Source organism: Sorangium sp. So ce295 (assembly GCF_051527405.1).
GTDB lineage: Bacteria > Myxococcota_A > Polyangia > Polyangiales > Polyangiaceae > Sorangium > Sorangium cellulosum_B.
Genome location: NZ_CP150324.1, coordinates 8608299 through 8624423, shown reverse-complemented (window position 1 = coordinate 8624423; position 16125 = coordinate 8608299). Strand labels below are relative to the sequence as shown.

At 72.0% G+C, this 16125-nt stretch carries 13 protein-coding genes; 11 read left to right on the top strand and 2 right to left on the bottom strand.

Annotation, left to right across the window (positions count from 1 at the left end):
• Positions 1-195: 195 nt before the first annotated feature.
• The 10 genes from WMF11_RS32620 to WMF11_RS32575 all read left to right on the top strand — a co-directional run bounded on the left by WMF11_RS32620 (position 196) and on the right by WMF11_RS32575 (position 12246).
• The gene (locus WMF11_RS32620) at positions 196-540 is read left to right on the top strand and encodes a sigma-70 domain-containing protein (RefSeq protein ID WP_437973524.1); all 345 of its coding nucleotides are present in this window, start codon (positions 196-198) and stop codon (positions 538-540) included.
• Between the two features lie 271 nt (positions 541-811).
• Entirely contained in the window at positions 812-1180 is a 369-nt protein-coding gene (hpf, locus tag WMF11_RS32615; RefSeq protein ID WP_012238397.1) for a ribosome hibernation-promoting factor, HPF/YfiA family, read from the top strand.
• 445 nt (positions 1181-1625) lie between these two features.
• Positions 1626-2105 carry a PTS sugar transporter subunit IIA gene (locus WMF11_RS32610; RefSeq protein ID WP_437542656.1) on the top strand — a complete coding sequence of 160 codons (480 nt, stop codon included), beginning with the start codon at positions 1626-1628 and terminating at the stop codon, positions 2103-2105.
• Positions 2102-3400 carry an HPr(Ser) kinase/phosphatase gene (gene hprK / locus WMF11_RS32605; RefSeq protein WP_437542655.1) on the top strand — a complete coding sequence of 433 codons (1299 nt, stop codon included), beginning with the start codon at positions 2102-2104 and terminating at the stop codon, positions 3398-3400. Before WMF11_RS32610 ends, hprK begins: the two co-directional genes overlap by 4 nt.
• Positions 3397-4458, top strand: a complete 1062-nt coding sequence (gene rapZ / locus WMF11_RS32600; protein ID WP_437542654.1) for an RNase adapter RapZ — start codon at positions 3397-3399, stop codon at positions 4456-4458. Before hprK ends, rapZ begins: the two co-directional genes overlap by 4 nt.
• Positions 4455-4739 carry an HPr family phosphocarrier protein gene (locus WMF11_RS32595; protein ID WP_437973523.1) on the top strand — a complete coding sequence of 95 codons (285 nt, stop codon included), beginning with the start codon at positions 4455-4457 and terminating at the stop codon, positions 4737-4739. Before rapZ ends, WMF11_RS32595 begins: the two co-directional genes overlap by 4 nt.
• A complete protein-coding gene (ptsP, locus tag WMF11_RS32590; RefSeq protein WP_437973522.1) occupies positions 4736-6706 on the top strand; it encodes a phosphoenolpyruvate--protein phosphotransferase in 1971 nt (656 codons plus the stop codon). The genes WMF11_RS32595 and ptsP overlap by 4 nt, the downstream gene beginning before the upstream one ends.
• Positions 6703-8922, top strand: coding sequence for a bifunctional metallophosphatase/5'-nucleotidase (locus tag WMF11_RS32585; RefSeq protein ID WP_437973521.1), 2220 nt, complete (start codon positions 6703-6705; stop codon positions 8920-8922). The genes ptsP and WMF11_RS32585 overlap by 4 nt, the downstream gene beginning before the upstream one ends.
• Entirely contained in the window at positions 8919-10364 is a 1446-nt protein-coding gene (locus WMF11_RS32580) for a hypothetical protein (RefSeq protein ID WP_437973520.1), read from the top strand. Before WMF11_RS32585 ends, WMF11_RS32580 begins: the two co-directional genes overlap by 4 nt.
• 73 nt (positions 10365-10437) lie before the next feature.
• Positions 10438-12246 (top strand): hypothetical protein, encoded by a 1809-nt coding sequence (locus WMF11_RS32575; protein WP_437973519.1) that lies wholly within the window; start codon positions 10438-10440, stop codon positions 12244-12246.
• Between the two features lie 94 nt (positions 12247-12340).
• On the opposite strand, the gene WMF11_RS32570 is transcribed toward WMF11_RS32575, so the two are convergent.
• Both WMF11_RS32570 and WMF11_RS32565 read right to left on the bottom strand, forming a co-directional pair.
• Complete coding sequence (locus WMF11_RS32570) at positions 12341-13147, bottom strand: helix-turn-helix domain-containing protein (protein ID WP_437903145.1); 807 nt, start codon at positions 13145-13147, stop codon at positions 12341-12343.
• A 510-nt stretch (positions 13148-13657) separates the two neighbouring features.
• A complete protein-coding gene (locus tag WMF11_RS32565) occupies positions 13658-15346 on the bottom strand; it encodes an acyl-CoA dehydrogenase family protein (protein WP_437903144.1) in 1689 nt (562 codons plus the stop codon).
• A gap of 297 nt (positions 15347-15643) precedes the next feature.
• On the opposite strand from WMF11_RS32565, the gene WMF11_RS32560 reads away from it, so the two are divergent.
• Positions 15644-16123 (top strand): RrF2 family transcriptional regulator, encoded by a 480-nt coding sequence (locus WMF11_RS32560; protein ID WP_437542645.1) that lies wholly within the window; start codon positions 15644-15646, stop codon positions 16121-16123.
• Positions 16124-16125 lie beyond the last annotated feature (2 nt).

The following is a 16125-nucleotide window of genomic DNA, read 5'->3' as shown; positions in this document are numbered from 1 at the left end:
GCGCGCCGTGATGAGGAGGTGTGATGCGGCGGCGGGCCCGCGCCGGGCGAGCCGGCTGGCCAAGCTCCGCGCGGGGAGGGCCGGGAAGCGCGGCGCCGGGGCGCTCGATCAGCTCGGTCTCGCGCTCGGCTCTCGGGGCCGCTTTCGCCCGCGCGGGCGCGTGCGCGGCCTGCGCGAAGGTGGCACGCTAGCGCCGTGCCGCCTGTCATCGACGACATGATCCAGGAGCTCCTTACACGCCATCGGGCGACCGGTCGGGTGGACCTCAACGACATCGCCGAAGTCGTCGACCGCCGGGCGGTCTCGTACGAGGAGGTCGAGTACATCATCGACCGGCTCGAGTCCGAGGGCCTCCGGGTCGCCGAGCCGCTCGATCGGGGCGATGTCGAGGTGCTCCGCGCCGTCGTCGCGAGCGCGAGGCGGCTCGCGGCCGAGCTCGGGCGCACACCCACGATCGGCGAGATCGCGCTGACCTCGGGCCACGCCCCGCACACGGTGCGCCGGGCGCTGGAACAAGCGGGGCGTGCCAAGGCTTGTTGAAGAGGAGGAGCGCTGGCCGCGCAGGACGCAGCGCGGCAAACCACGGTGACGCGCAGGCACGACGAGGTGCGCGAGAGGTGGCAAGCTGCGGCAGGCTGGCGCAAGACGCGGCAACCCACGCAGAAGCGGAACGACGCCAAACAAAACGAGAGCGCTGCGCCGTTGAGTGCAGACCAGAGCTCTACATCAGTGTTACGATGCAGATGGAGGGGTGCTCTGTAGCCGTAGTCGATTGTTTCATCTACGCATCAGGGAAGGAAGGCTGGACCCGATGAACATCACGATCACGTTCCGCCATATGGTGGGTACCGACGCCGTGAAGAATTACGCTCATGAGAAGGTGGCCAAGCTCCAGAAGTTCCTTAGGCAGGCGATGACGGCGCAGGTCACCCTCTCCGTCGAGGGTCTGACGCACGTCGCCGACGTTCGCCTCTCCTCCGGCAGTCTAGCCTTCCATGCGACCGAGCGGGGTGAGGACATGTACGCGTCGATCGACATGGTCCACGACAAGCTCGAGCGGCAGATCCGGGATGGGAAGGGTCACACCATCGCGCGGAAGCGCGGCGGCACGAGCGCCGGCGAGTACGCCGTCGAGGTGGAGCGCGAGGCGGTGGCCGCGACGGGACGCACCCGATCGTGAAGCCGCCGCGCGCGTCGCCGAGGCGCGACGCGCGAACCGGAGCGAGGGCCGCCGCGCCCGCCGGCGCGGCGCGGCGCGGTCCCATCCTGTGAGCCGCCGCTCGCGGGCGAGGCGGCGCGCTCCCTCCGCGTGAGTCGCCGCGGCGAGCGCGGCGGGCGCGGCGGCGACGCGCGCTCGTCTCCATCAGCTCACCCCTGCGCATGCCCGACCTGCCGGGGGGCCTGCCTGGAGCGGCGCGGCGGTCGCCCAGCGATCGCGGCGCGAAGAACGCGAAGAACGCTCCCTCCGGGGCCGCTCGCCGCGATAGCGTCCTTGAGTCGCGCACCCGAAGTCCCCAGGGTACGATGGCCACATCGGCTCGCTTGGCCCTGGCCGAGCGCCGCGCCGACCGTGCCACGTGCGCCGTTCCTGAGCCCTCTCACCTCGCCCGAGCGCCGAAATCAGCATGCAAGTCCGCGACATCTTGACCGCGCACCAGGTATCCGTCGCCAGCGAGCAGGAGGGGGTCGTCCGCTCCAAGACGGACGCGCTCCGCCGGCTCGCCGCCCTGCTCACGGCAGGACAGCCGGGGGTCAAGGCCGATGACATCGAGCGGGTGCTCGGCGAGCGCGAGCGCCTGCAGTCCACCGGCGTCGGGAGCGGCGTGGCCATCCCCCACGGCGCGATGGAGGGCGTCGACCGGCTGATCGGCGCGGTCCTGATCTGCCCGAAGCCGATCGACTTCGACGCGATCGACGGGGCGCCGGTGTCCATCCTCGTCGCCGTGATCGGGCCGAAGCGCGCCACGGGCGAGCACCTCAAGACGCTGGCGCGCATCTCCCGCCTGTTGCGGGACGAGACGTTCAGGCGGCGGCTGCTCGGCGCCTCGACCGGGCGCGCGGCGTTCGAGCTCATCGCCGCCGAGGAAGGGAGGTCGGTGTCATGAGCGGCCCGCGCAGCGGCGGACAGGAAGGGGAAGGGGGCGGCCGGATGCCCCCCTCGATCCGCGGTGGCCGGGCGGACCGCCCCGCCATCGCGGTGCGGAGCCTGATGGCCGACGAGGGGCTCGGCATCGACCTCACGCTCATCGCCGGCGCCGCGGGCCTCGACAGGCCCATCATGAACACCCGCATCCAGAAGTCCGGGCTCGCGCTCGTCGGCCACTTCCACGGCATCGTCCCGACGCGGGTGCAGATCCTCGGGCAGACCGAGCTCTCGTTCCTCCACAAGCTCTCCCGCGAGGACCGGCTCCTGTCGCTGCGCGGCTTCTTCGAGCTCGGCCTGTGTTGCGTCATCCTCACGCAGGGCGACCAGCCGTTCGAGGCGAACGGCTCCGGCATCGGGTTCGTCCCTGTGCCGGAGCTCGCGCAGTGCGCCGAGGAGACCGGGACGCCGCTCCTCGTCTCGGCGGTGCGGTCGAGCGCCACGATCACCGCGCTGCACGCGCTGCTCGACGATCGCCTGGCGCCGCGCCTGCGGCTGCACGGCGTGCTCGTCGACGTCTTCGGCGTGGGCCTCCTTCTCATGGGGTCGAGCGCGATCGGCAAGAGCGAGTGCGCGCTCGATCTCGTGATGCGCGGCCACCGGCTCGTGGCCGACGACGCCGTGGAGTGCGATTACCGCCCTCCCGGCATGGTCTTCGGCGCCCCGGCGGAGCTCCTCCGGTATCACCTCGAGGTGCGTGGCCTCGGCATCCTCAACGTGAAGGACCTCTTCGGCGTCACGTCGATCCGCGAGCGCAAGCGGATCGACGTCGTGGTGAAGCTCGTCGAGTGGTCGAAGGACACCGAGTACGATCGGCTCGGGCTGGACGAGCGGTACCACACCATCCTCGGCGTGAAGATCCGCGAGCTCGTCATCCCGGTGCGCCCGGGCCGCGACATGGCGTCGATCCTCGAGGTCGCCGCCCGCAACGAGCTCCTGAAGAACGCCGGGTTCCACGCGGCCCGCGAGTTCTTCGGCAACGTCGAGGGCGAGCTGCTCCGCGAGCGCTCGCCGGAGGAGTCGTCGATCCCGCCGCCGGCGAGGCTCGCAGAGGAAGGCGCCTCGCGGAGCGCCCCGCCGCCCGGCCCGCCGCGGCCGCCGCCGCCGCCCGGCCGCGGCGTGGACGCGCCGAACCCCCCGAGCAGCGCCTTCCGGCCGCCCGTGGATCGGGGCAGGCCGCCCCCCGATCGCCCGAGCTCCGGGTTCAGCCCCACGGAGTCGTCCGTGAGCCTGCCGCGGCCGAGGAGGCGAGGGTGAGCAACGGAGGCGATCAGCAGCAGCACGGCCTGCACGGGCCCGACGGCGCGCCGGGGCGCGTCGTCGTCGTCACGGGCCTCTCCGGCGCGGGCAAGTCGACGGCGCTCCACGCCCTGGAGGACCTCGGCTTCTTCTGCGTGGACAACCTGCCCACGTCGCTGGTGCAGCCGGCGGTCGAGGCGTGCGAGGCGGGCGGGATCACCCGGATCGGGCTCGGCATCGACGTCCGGGTGGGCTCCTTCCTGGCGGGCGCCACGGCGGCGCTCGACTCGATCCGGACCGGACGGGACGTGGTGATCCTCTTCCTCGACGCCTCGGACGAGACGCTGCTCCGGCGCTTCAGCGAGACGCGGCGCCCGCACCCGCTGACGACCGGCGGCAGCGGCGCCATCGCGATGCTCGACGGCGTCCTCCTGGAGCGCGAGCGGCTCGCGTCGCTGCGGGCCAGGGCGACCATCGAGCTCGACACGACCCGGCTGTCGACGCACGACCTGCGCCGCGTCGTCATCGAGCGGCTGCGCCCCGCGAAGGTCGAGGTGCCCCGGATGTCCACCCGGTTCGTCTCGTTCGGTTACAAGTACGGCATCCCGCTCGACGCCGATCTGCTCTTCGACGTCCGCTTCCTCGACAACCCGTATTTCGTCCACGGCCTCCGCGAGCTCACGGGGAACGACGAGCCGGTGCGGGAGTACATCCTGAAGAACCCGGATGCCCTCGAGTTCATCTGCAGGACAGAGCAGCTCCTCTCGTTCTGCATGCCGCGCTACGCCAGCGAAGGAAAGAGCTACCTCACCGTCGGCATCGGATGCACCGGCGGCCGGCACCGCTCCGTCGTGCTCACCAACGCGCTCAGCGACAGCCTGCGGCGGAAGACGGGGCTGCCCATCACGGTCGTGCACCGGGACGTCGCCCGGGTGAGCACGAGTGGTGTACCCTCGGGGGTGGGAGAGGGCATGGCCGGGGCGCCCGGCGTGGATCTCCGGCTGGCGCAGCCGGGAGCGGCCCCGTCGGAGCCTCGCCCGGCGTCGGACACGAGCGTGACGGGGGGCGAGCGGTGACGACCGAGGCGGTAACGAGACGATTCACCATCATCAATGTGCGCGGGCTCCACGCGCGCGCCGCGACGAAGCTCGTGCAGCTCGCGGGGCGTTACGACTGCGAGATCTCGCTGACCGGGCCGGACGGGCAGTCGGCCAACGCGAAGAGCGTGATGGGCGTGCTCCTGCTCTGCGGGTCGATGGGCACCCAGATCGAGGTGAGCGCGACGGGCGATCAGGCGGCCGACGCCGTCTCCGCCATCGGCGCGCTGATCGCGGGGCGCTTCGGAGAGCACGAGTGACGCGCGGCCCGAGCGCGCTCTCGTCGGACGCCCCGGACGAGCATCCCGCCCCGGCGGACGCCGTCCGGAGCGGCTCGGCGGCGTCCGGCGCCCGGGTCGACTCGATGCCGCCCGGCGTCCGGACGGAGACGCTGCGGGGCATCGCCGGGTCCCCCGGGGTCGCCATCGGCGCGGCCGTCGTGATGGGCGGGCACCGGACGAACCACCCGCGCCGCCGCGTCGGCCCCAGCGAGATCGCGGCGGAGCTCGAGCGCTTCGAGGCAGCGGTCGAGCGCGCGCAGGACGAGCTGCGCGACATGGCGAAGCGCATCGGCGATCACCGCGCCGAGGCGTCGATCCTCGAAGCCTACCTGCTGATGCTCGGCGACGAGGCGCTCGCCGACGCCGTGAAGCGCCAGGTCACCGAGGAGCGCCGCTGCGCCGAGTGGGCGGTGGCGACCGCGTGCGAGGCGATCGCCGGCCGCTTCGCCGCGCTCGACGACCCGTACCTGCGCGAGCGCAGCCACGACGTCCTGTTCGTCGGCGAGCGCCTCGTGCGCGCGTTCAGCCTCCCGCCCCAGGAGCCGCCGTCCTCGCGCGACACCTCGCCGCTCTCCACGCGCAGCCTGATCGAGCTGCAGAACTCGATCGCCATGCCGGCGACGTTCGGCGCGGCGCTCCCGCGCTTCTCCGGGCCGACGATCCTCATCGCGCACGACCTGTCGCCGGCCGACACCGCGGCGATGGTCGACGAGCCGGTCGTCGGCTTCGTCACCGAGGTCGGCACCCGCACGAGCCACACCTCCATCATGGCGCGCGCGCTGGAGATCCCGGCCGTGGTCGGCGTCAGCGACGTCCTGCAGCGCGTGATCACGGGCGACCTCGTGGTGATCGACGGGCTGCGCGGCACGGTCGTCGTTCGCCCCGGCCCGGCCGAGCTCGCGGACGCGCGCGCCCGCGCCGAGCGCTACGTCGCGCTCGGCAAGGAGCTCTCGGAGTCCAGGCACCGGGCCGCCCAGTCGAAGGACGGCGTCAAGGTGTCGCTCCGGGCGAACGTCGAGCTCCCGGCCGAGGCGATCCTCGCGCGCGACCAGGGCGCCGACGGCATCGGCCTCTACCGGACCGAGTTCCTCTACATCGACCGCACGTCCCCGCCCTCGGAGGACCAGCAGTTCGAGATCTTCCGCGCCGTCGTCGAGGCGCTCCGCCCGAAGCCGGTCACGCTGCGCACGTTCGACATCGGCGGCGACAAGTTCGTCTCCACGTTCCAGGTGCCGCCCGAGATGAACCCGATGCTCGGCCTCCGCGCGGTCCGGCTCGCGCTCTCTCGCCCCGACGTCTTCCTCGAGCACCTCCGCGCCATGGTGCGCGCCTCCGCCTACGGCGACGTGAGGATCATGATCCCCATGGTCGCGGGCCTCGGCGAGCTCCGGCAGGTGCGCGCGCTGCTGCGCCGCGCGCAGGAGCAGGTGCGCGCCCGCGGCCAGGCGTGCGCCGACGAGATCCCGCTCGGCGTGATGATCGAGGTGCCCTCGGCGGCGATCATGGTCGACCATTTCGCGCGCGAGGCCGCGTTCCTGAGCCTCGGGACGAACGATCTGATCCAGTACGCGCTCGCGGTCGACCGGACCAGCCGCTCGCTCGCCTACCTGGCCTCGCCGTTCGATCCGTCGATCCTGCGGCTGATCACGAAGGTGATCCAGGCAGGCCAGGATTTCGGCAGGCCGGTCTCCCTCTGCGGCGCGATGGCGAGCGATCCGCTCGCCGCCCTGCTGCTGCTCGGCCTCGGCCTCCGCGACTTCTCGATGGAGGCGGCGGCGATCCCGGAGATCAAGGAGACGCTCCGGCGCGTGACGGTCGCCGAGGCCGAGGCGGTCGCGGCGGAGGCGCTCGCCTGCGCGACGGCGGAGGAGGTCGAGTGCTGCGTCGCCGCCTCGTTCGCGCCGGACCTCTACGACCTGCTCACGGGAGAGCGCGCCACGCGGTGAGCGGCGCGCTGGGTGCGGTGGGGCCGACGCCTGCGGCGCCGGTCGCGTCCGGGGTGGCGCGCGCGCTGGCCGCCTGCGCGGTGGCGCTCGGCCTGTGCGCGGCGGGCTGCGAGGAGGAGGCGCCGCCGACGCGGCTCGTCGGGCAGGTGCACCTGACGCTGCTCCACACGTCGGACATCCACTCGCGGCTCTTCCCGTACAACCTGCAGCTCGGCCAGGTGGACGCGGGGCTCGGCCTCGGCGCGGCGGCCTCGATCGCGAACGTCGGCGGCGCCGCGCGCATGTCCCATCTCCTCGGGCGCGAGCGTGCCCGGTCGTCGCGCGCGCTTCACCTCGACGGCGGCGACTGCTTCCAGGGGGCGCCGATCTTCAATTTCTACTCGGGAGAGGCGGAGATCCGCGCCCTCGGCGCCATGGGCGTCGACGCCATGATCGTCGCCAACCACGAGTTCGACCGCGGCGCGCTGAACCTCGGTATCCAGCTCCAGCAGAACGCCGGCTTCCCCGTCCTCGCGGCGAACTACCAGCTCGAGGACCCCGCGCAGCCCGGCGCCTCTCCGCTCGGCGCCATCCTGCAGCCGTTCACGGTCTTCGACCTCGAGGGCCTCAAGGTCGGCGTCGTCGGGATGGGCAACCTCTCCAGCCTGACGTCGATCTTCGAGGCGCCGAACCGGCTCGGCGTCACCCCGCTGAACACGACCGAGGTCGCCCAGTTCTACGTCGACCTGCTCCGCCCCACGGTGGACGCCATCGTCTTCGTCACCCACCTCGGCCTCGACGGCGACGAGCGGATGATCGAGACCACGACGGGCATCGACGTCGTGCTCGGCGGGCACAACCACATCGTCCTCCAGCCGCCGAAGCGCGTCCGCGACTGCTCGCGGTACTACGACGAGCAGGAGCAGCGCCACTACATCCTCCTGAACGACGAGCGCTCGCCCGGGGAGGGCGCGAAGCGCCGGCGTTACTGCGCGCCCCGCGACGTGCTGCTCGCGCACTCCGGCGCGTTCGCGAAGTTCGTCGGGCGGCTCGACCTCGTGCTGTCCAGGGACGCCTCCGAGCTCGGGGGCGGCTACGACCCGCTGAACGGCTTCGAGGTGCTCTCGGACCGGTACGAGCTCTTCCCGGTGACCGAGGGCGTGCCCGCCGATCCGATCGTCGCCTCGGCGCTCGAGCCGTACGCGCAGGGGCTCGACGCGCTCGCGAACCTCGATCTCCTGGTCGGCTACGCGCCGGGCGGCTCCCGCCGCGCCTCGGCGAGCGGCGGCGACTCGCCGCTGGGCAACCTCATCGCCGGGGCGATGTGGCTGCGCCTCGGCATCCAGGCCGATTTCGCGCTCACGAACACGACGGGCATCCGCGCCGACCTCGTGCCCGGCCCGGTGACGATCGAGCAGATGTTCAACGTCTTCCCCTTCGACAACTCGATCTCGAAGATGCAGCTCTCCGGCCTCGAGGTGCAGGAGCTCTTCGACTTCGTGGCGCGCCGATCGAGCGGCCGCGGGTGCGCCTCGCAGGCGCAGATCGCGGGCGCGCGGGTCGTCATCGACTGCGCCGCGCGCTCGGCCGACGGCGCCGCGTCCGGCGTCGCGACCCACGTGTACATCGGCGCGCGCCAGCCGGCGATCGCGTGCCCGAACGGCGACGCCGACTGTCCGGGCGGCGAGGAGGGCAGCTGCGACGTCGAGGCGAGGCGCTGCTGGCAGCCGCTCGATCCGATCGCGACCTACGAGCTGGCGACGTCGAGCTACCTCGCCCAGGGCGGCAGCGGGTTCCGCGTGCTCCAGCGCAACACGACGCAGCTCGACACCCAGGTGCAGCAGCGCGACGCGCTGATCGACGCCATCCGCGCGGGCAGCCCGTGCGGCGCGGACGAGCGCGGCGAGCTCGCGTCGTGCGCGCGGGACGCCGATTGCGCGGGCGTGGGCGAGGGCTTCGTCTGCGCGTGCCCCGAGTCGGTGGTCGAGGGGCGGGCGTGCAAGACCGGCGAGGCGCCGTGCTCCCGGGGCGCGTGTGTGCTCGCGCGCTGCCGCGATGACGTCGCCGCCTACCAGCGCGACGTCTGCGCCGAGGCGCCGACCGACTGGGTGCGGGAGCAGTGCGAGAGCGCGCTCGCCCCGTGCAGCGCCGCGGGCGAGCAGTGCAAGTACCTGGCGTGCGTCGACCGGCGGCTCGGCAACTTCTCCGACGGCCGCTTGCGGATGGTGGGCCAGTGACGCCGCGGGCGAGGCGCCGAGGGGCGCTCGCGGCCGCCGCGCTCGCCGGGTGCGGCAGCGACGGCGGGCCGCCCCCGGGCGTCTCGAGCTTCTGGGTCCAGGTCGTGCAGGTGAACGGGGAAGCGCCCCCCTCCCCGGAGGCGCCGCTGCCGGCCAACCGCGGCGACGCGGTGGACGCCTGGTCGTTCAGGATCGAGGCGCGCGACGCTGCCGGCCGCCGGACGCCCTTCGACGGCATGGTCAGGCTGAGCGTCGATCCCGGGGCGGTGCTCGACGTCGAGGCGGACGACGAGGGCGTCGCGGTCGGCCGCAACATCCGCCTGCGGGACGGCGTCGCCGAGGGGATCGCCCACGTGACGGCCGTCTACGGGCCCGTCCGGCTGTGGGTCGAGGACCTCGGCTACCGGCCCGCGTCCCGGGGCGACCGCCCCGCGTGCGCCAACGGCGTCAACGACGATGCGCCGGGCGACGTGCTCGTCGATTTCCCCGCCGATCCCGGGTGCGCCTTCGCGGACGACGACACCGAGGAGGGCGGCTCCTTCAGCGCCGGCGTCTCGAAGCCGGTCGCCTACGCCTCGCCGCGCATCGCCGACGTGCAGGGCGGCGGCTCGGCAACACCCTACCCGTCCGAAGCGATGCGGATCGACACCGCGGCGCCCCAGCAGGTCGTCGTCACGCGTGTCTCGAGCGACGGCTTCTACGTCACCGATCTGGCCGGCCAGGCCAGCGGCTTCAACCACCTCTTCGCGTACAATTTCAACACACCTGCCAACCTGCGTGTCTGCGATCGGCTCGAGTACCTCGCGGGCACCGTCGACGAGTTCTTCGGCTTCACCCAGCTCTCGTTCCCTTCGTACGAGATCGCGCGCGCGCTGGGAGGAGCGGAGTGCCTGGTCCCGGAGCCGACGGTGCTCGACGGTCCGACGATCGCCGGCGCGTTGGCCATGGAGCGCCTCGAGAGCGGGCTCGTGCGCGTCGAGGGGTTCCACATCGGCGAGCGCTTCGGTCCGAGGCCCGCGAGGGACAACGTCTTCGCCGCGGAGCAGTCGAACTGCGATCTGAACGGCGACGGGCAGGTTGATTTCGAGAGCCAGGCCGAGAGGAGCTGCGTGAACGCGTGCTCGGACGACCCCGAGTGCAGCGAGTGGACGAGCTACTCCGCGCGCGGCAACTACAAGATCACGGACGGGTCGAGCAGGATCCAGATCCAGACGGGCACGGTGAGCGCCTTCGATCCGCCGTCGCACCGGGGCGAGGTGATCGACGCGGTGACTGGCACGCTCCGGAACTTCTCGGGCGGCGCGCTGAACTGGACGATCGAAGCCCGCTGTCCGGACGACCTCGTCTGCGGGGCGCCCGGCTGCGCGTCTGCCACGAAGCCCTCGAAGGAGGCCTGCGTCCGGACGCGCAGCCTCGACAACGACGACGCGGAGACCGACTAGCCACCTCCTCGCCTTCGCCGCGGCCGCGCCGCGCCCGCCGGTTCACCCAGGCCCAGGAAAGCCACCGCCCGCCATGCACCGAAGCGCGCTCCTCGCCCCTGCTGCCTCCGCGGCCTTGCTGTTCACGCTCACGCCGCCGGCGCTGGGCCAGCCGCAGCCGCCGCCGGCGGCGCCGAGCCCGCACCAGGCCGCGCCGGCCCCGGCGCCCGACGCGCCAGGCTCGGACCAGGCCGCGCCGGCCCCGGCGGCCGCGGCGCCGGCCACGCCGCCTCCAATCTCGCAGCCCGCCCCCGCCCCCGTTGTCCCAACCCTCTCGCGGATCGAACCCTACCTCCCGCCAGCGGCCACCGAGCCGCCCGTCCGCGCGGGGGACGCGATGGACACGCGCCTCACGTGGACGCTCGGCGACGACGACCTGCTCCACGACACGGGCCAGGCACAGCCGCTCTCGCCCAACCTCAGCGTCGGCGATCGGAAGCAATACCGGCTCTTCTTCGACAACCTCAACTCCCGCTTCACCGGGCGCGAGAACCTGACGCACCTCGCGCTCTACAAGCGGATGCCGGGGTTCATCGCGCGGCTGGACACCGAGGCTTCGCTGATCCTGCGCGTCGATCTCGCCGCGCTGTCCAGGAACAACAACAACCTCAATCAGGCGTTTTACGACGCCGGATCGTTCATTCGCGCCTTCTATCACATAGGCGGCAGGGCAGAGGGGAAGACCGGCGTCGGTGTCACGCTCTGGCCCATCGACACGGACCGGTTTCGTCTCGGCTATCTCTACGAGATCTCGTGGGGCGGGACGAACGCCTCCATCAACCAGTCCATCTTCCCGCGCATCATCGGACCCGCGCCCGGCGCGAAGGTCCAGCTCGATGCCGACCGGTTCAGCGTGTACGCGGGGTTCAAGATCGCGAGCCTCACCCAGGTCCAGAAGGTGCTCACCCCGGGCACGAGCGAGACCGAGGAGATCCCGATCGCTCAGACCAACTACGGCTTTCTCCTTGGCGGGGAAGCCGAGCTCCACCCCTGCGTTCACGTCGACCTCGGCGCCGGCTACTTCCAGCAGGGCCGCTTCGAGTTGCCCGATGTCGCCGGCGACCCGGTCTACACCTACGGCGCCTCGGCCCGCATCGTCGCGCACGCCAGGAACGAGCCCATCCCGCAGTCGATCGACTTCCTCCTCTATCGCAACGATCCCAACAAGCCGCAGATCCTCTTCAAGCCCGAGGCGTACGCGCCGGGCAAGACGACATGGGCGGTAATCCTCGAGGCGACGAACCTCTTTCAGAACCTCAAGGACTTCGAATCTGCCGGCGCCACCGCCCACCAGCCGGCACGCGCCGGCGCCCTCCAGGCGGTCGTCAAGTCCGGATATGCGCGCGCGAGCGTCACGGGCGTCTACCGCGACCTGCCGTTCGTGCTGCGCAACCAGCCGAGCTTCATCCCCTTCCAGACGATCCCGAAGACCGCCCAGACCTCGACGGCCGACGAGCTCTTCTTCGCGCTCGCGGCCGACTACCACCTCGCGTCCGCGCGGCTCACGCCCGGCCTCGGCGTCGGCCTGCAGTTCCCCGCCGCGTTCAGGACGATGTCCGTCGACGCCATGAGCGCGGTGATCGCGCGCACGTCCGTCGTCCGAGAGCAGGGCAATGTGTCGATCCTCCCCTTCAACACCTCCGCCGTCCCGATCTTCCAGCTCCGCGCGAGCCTCAAGTGGGATATCAGCGAGATCCTCTCCGCGGTCGCGTGGGCTCAGTACGTGCGTGACAACAACGGCACGTTCATGGAGCGCGATCCCTCCGAGGGCACCGTGGCCCTGCGCACCTTCGTGAACCCCGACTTCTTCGGCCTCGGCACGACCTTCCAGGCCCGCTTCTGATCCGGCGACCGCGCCCCGCGTTCACCGCGCGCCCGCGACGCGCACTCTCGTCGCGCTCCGCTTCCCGCGCTCGTCGCGCCCCAGCTGCCCGCGCTCATCGCGGCTGGAAGTCCTTGAACGCCGCCACGGCCCGCGGCGACGTGCTCACGGTCTCCACGATGCGGAAGCCGCCGCGCAGGTAGAAGCCCTCGAAGTGCAGCACGCTCTCGCCCTCGGCGGGCTCGATCTCCCAGTAGCGCGACCGGTCCTTCGTCGTGCCGAGCGCCGCGATCCGCCGCCACCCCGCCGGGATCATCCCCGTCCACTCGGGGCCGCGCTTCTCCGACAGCTCGAAGTCGTCGCGGCTGTGCTTCACCCGGAAGCTCGCGTCCGGCCCCGAGCCGATGCGCGCGTCGAGCGCGGCCCCGGGCGGTCCCTTCGCCATCTGGTCCTGGCGCCGCGGCCCCCGCTTGCTCACGCGGTAGCCCGCCACCGAGTGCGGATCGAGGTAGTAGGTGCCCCCTTCCTTGCTCGCGCGCAGCCGCCCCGCGTAGATCGCCTGGCGCACCGCGCTCTCCGAGATGCCGAGCTGGTGCGCGGCGTCCGGCACCGTCATCGTGAACCGCGTCCGCGGCGTGACGACCGCCGAATCGGGCGGCAGCCGCTTCCGCGCCACGCAGTCGAGCATCACGTGGAAGGCGGGGTCGCGGTACACGTCGGCGGTCGCGACGCTCCGGCCGGCGACGGCCGTCCTGTCCAGCAACGGGTTCTCCGGGCCGAGCACGAGATCGAGCAGCTCTGCATCGGACACCGACGGGTCCTTGCCCGCCGCCAGGACCCGGGACAGAAAGGCGCCCAGCTCGCCCGCCGGCGTCGGGAACTCGACCGTCTCGCCGGACAGCAGCGTGTATTGCGTCTTCATCTCGCCTCTTCGCAGCTCGCAGCTCGTCGTGTGCGCTCGCCCACGCCGCGCGCCGCACGCGTGCCCGGGCCCACGCGAGCCCGATCCATCCGTCCAGGAGGCGGACGAAGTCCCACGCACGCGCCGGAGGCGCGCGCAGGCGGATCTCACCCCACCGGGGACGCCGCGCCGGCGGAGCCCGCCTCGATGGACGGGCCCGCCCGCACGTCGCCCGCGTCGGGCACGCGTTCAGCGCCGCAGCACCCCATTACTGTAAGCCCGTTCAGGTTGTCCCGTCTAGTGCCTTTGCACGCCGCTAGGACAAATGCCGTCCGCTTCCAGGACGGTCGTGCGTCCACAACCTTCCGAAATCAAAGATAAATTCTGTATGATCAGAACGAGGCGCGACCACGGAAAAATCGTCGAGGGTCGCGGACGGGGCGCAGATCGCAGCGCCACGCCCGCCTCGCGCTGTCGCCGCGCCCGGGTTGCCGGAGGGGATCTGTTCAGTGGGTAGGCCCCACCTTTTGTTCAGGTATCGGGTCGCTGTCGCGTCTCGGCGAGGGCCTCGATCGTGTCGCGATCGTGGTCCCGGATGCAGTCGACGCCGTTGCGCTCGAACTGGATGGCGGCGGCCAGCGCGGTCCGGCTTCGCTCGCGGTCCATGGCCCACGCGGCGTGTCGCACGAGCAGGGCGAGCTGCAGCGCCCGGCCCAGGGTGATCGCGACCCGGCGGGCGCCCGCCTCGAGGCCGGGGCGGTCGGCGGAGGCCATCTCCTTGATCCACGCGCGGGCGTGGGACACCGCGCGCGACGCGGACGTCTCGGCCTCGGCGAGCTTCGGCTCGACGACGCCGGTCAGGAGGCGCGCGACCTCGGCCGCGAGGATGTCGAGCGAGCCGTCCTTCAGGATCACCCGCAGCGCGTCGAGGGCGAGCACGTTCGTCGTGCCCTCCCAGATCGTGAGGACCTGCGCGTCCCGGAGCAGGCGCGGCAGCCCCGTGTCCTCGACGTAGCCGGCCCCGCCGAACGCCTCGAGCACCTCGCTCAGCACCGACACCGCCTGCTTGGCGGTCGTGAGCTTCGCGAGCGGGATGATCAGCCGCAGCAGCTTCGCCTCCGAGTCGGTGAGCGAGCCCGTCTCCTCGCGCCCGAGCAGCTCGATCGCGCGGAAGGTCAGGTGGAAGGCGCCCTCGAACTCGGCCTGGAGCTCGGCGAGCGTGTCCATGTGCAGCGGCTTCTCCGCCAGCGTCGTGCCGAACTGGACTCGGCTCTGGGCGTACGAGCGCGCCAGCGCGAGCCCCCGGCGCATCCCGGCGATGGCGCCGATCGCGTTCCAGGTGCGCGTCACGTTGAGCATCGGCGCGATCGCCCGGACGCCGTTCGACAGGCCCGCCACCGGCGTGGCGAGGACGCCGTCGAGCGTGAGCTCGGCGGTCGGCACCTTGCGGGTGCCGAGCTTGTCCTTCAGCCGGTTGATCAGCACGCCCTCCCGGCGCCCCGCCTCGCCCGCGAGCTCCACGTAGAAGAGGGCGAGCCCGCGGCTGCCCTCCGGGTTGCCCTCGGGGCGCGCGAGCGTGAGCGCCATCTCCGAGGTGGTCGACGAGGCGAACCACTTCGTCCCGTGCAGCCGGTAGGCCCCGTCGGAGCCGAGGCGCGCCGCCGTCTCGCTCCGCCCCACGTCCGAGCCGCCGGTGCGCTCGGTCATCCACTGGCCCGAGGTCCACGCGGCGGCGGGGTCGCGGCTTGTGAGCCGGGGCACAGCGCGGTCGATGAGCGCGCGGTTGTCGCTCGCGAGGAGCGTCCGCGCGGCGCCGTCGGTCATCGCGAGCGGGCACGTGTACACGTCGCTCGACGCGTCGAAGAGGTACGCCAGCGCGAACTGATGGACGCGCGAGAACGCGCCGTGCGCCCGCTCGTAGGCCGTGGCGACGACCCCGTGTTCGCACGCGATCCGGGCCGCCTCCTTCCAGAGCTCGGTCACCTCGACATGGTCGATGCGCCTGCCCCAGGCGTCCCATGACGTGAGCTTCGGCTCGTTCGCGCGATCGGCGAGCTGCAGCTGGTACAGGCGGCCGCCGGCGAGCTCGCCCATCTCCCGCAGCGAAGGCGTTATCGACGCGGCCACCTCGCGCGGCAGGGCCCGCGCGAGGTAGGACCGCAGCACGCGGTCATCGTCGTACTGGTTCCCGAGTGTGGGGGGGTCTTGATAGAAAGCCACCGGCTGACTCCTAGGTTGGTGCGCCGCAACCCGAACCGTGCGACGCCCGCGCGCCGATCACGTTCCGCGCGCCCCTCCGTGCACGCGCGGCGACTCGCAGCCTCGATAGAGCTCGAAGCTACTGAACCCGTCCCACCCGGTTCAACAGGAAGCCGGAGGCTGCGTCGCGCCGACGCGGCGAACGGTGAACCTCTGCTGGTAATTTCGCCGCGACGCCCGGTTTTTGTGGGCTGTTCGGGTGCTGTGTCGCACGGAAAGAAGCGGAAGTCGCTGAATGTGCAGTTCTTGACTTCTCCGATGTACCAATGCATATGGCTGGCGGTGAAGCTCTCGAACAAGGGTCGCTACGGTGTGCGCGCATTGTTCGATATCGCATTCCACAACGACGGGCGGCCGACCCAGATCCGCGAGATCTCCGAGCGGGAGCTCATCCCGGCGCGCTTCCTTGAGCAGATCTTCCAGGACCTGAAGAAGGCCGGGCTCATCAGCTCGAAGCGGGGGCCGCGCGGCGGCTATCACCTCGCGCGGCCCGCGAGCGAGATCAGCTTGGGCGACGTCGTCCGCGCCCTGGAGGGGCCGGTCGCCGTGATCGCTCCGGATGACGACGGCCGGCCGGGGGGCTCACCGCTCGACCCGCCCACGGCCGTGTTCCACGATCTGGCGCTCGCCATCGAGCGCTGCTTCGACTCGGTGTCGATCGCCGACGTCTGCGAGCGCGGCGTCGAGCTCGGCGTGCACCGCAAGGGGCGGCCGGAGCGCTCGACCTACGTGATCTGAGC

What these genes read in the sequence shown, in the direction of transcription:
- hpf (WP_012238397.1), top strand. Translation starts at nt 812, where the DNA reads ATGAACATCACGATCACGTTCCGCCATATGGTGGGTACCGACGCCGTG.
- hprK (WP_437542655.1), top strand. Translation starts at nt 2,102, where the DNA reads ATGAGCGGCCCGCGCAGCGGCGGACAGGAAGGGGAAGGGGGCGGCCGG.
- WMF11_RS32610 (WP_437542656.1), top strand. Translation starts at nt 1,626, where the DNA reads ATGCAAGTCCGCGACATCTTGACCGCGCACCAGGTATCCGTCGCCAGC.
- WMF11_RS32575 (WP_437973519.1), top strand. Translation starts at nt 10,438, where the DNA reads ATGCACCGAAGCGCGCTCCTCGCCCCTGCTGCCTCCGCGGCCTTGCTG.
- WMF11_RS32560 (WP_437542645.1), top strand. Translation starts at nt 15,644, where the DNA reads ATGTACCAATGCATATGGCTGGCGGTGAAGCTCTCGAACAAGGGTCGC.
- WMF11_RS32570 (WP_437903145.1), bottom strand. Translation starts at nt 13,147, where the DNA reads ATGAAGACGCAATACACGCTGCTGTCCGGCGAGACGGTCGAGTTCCCG.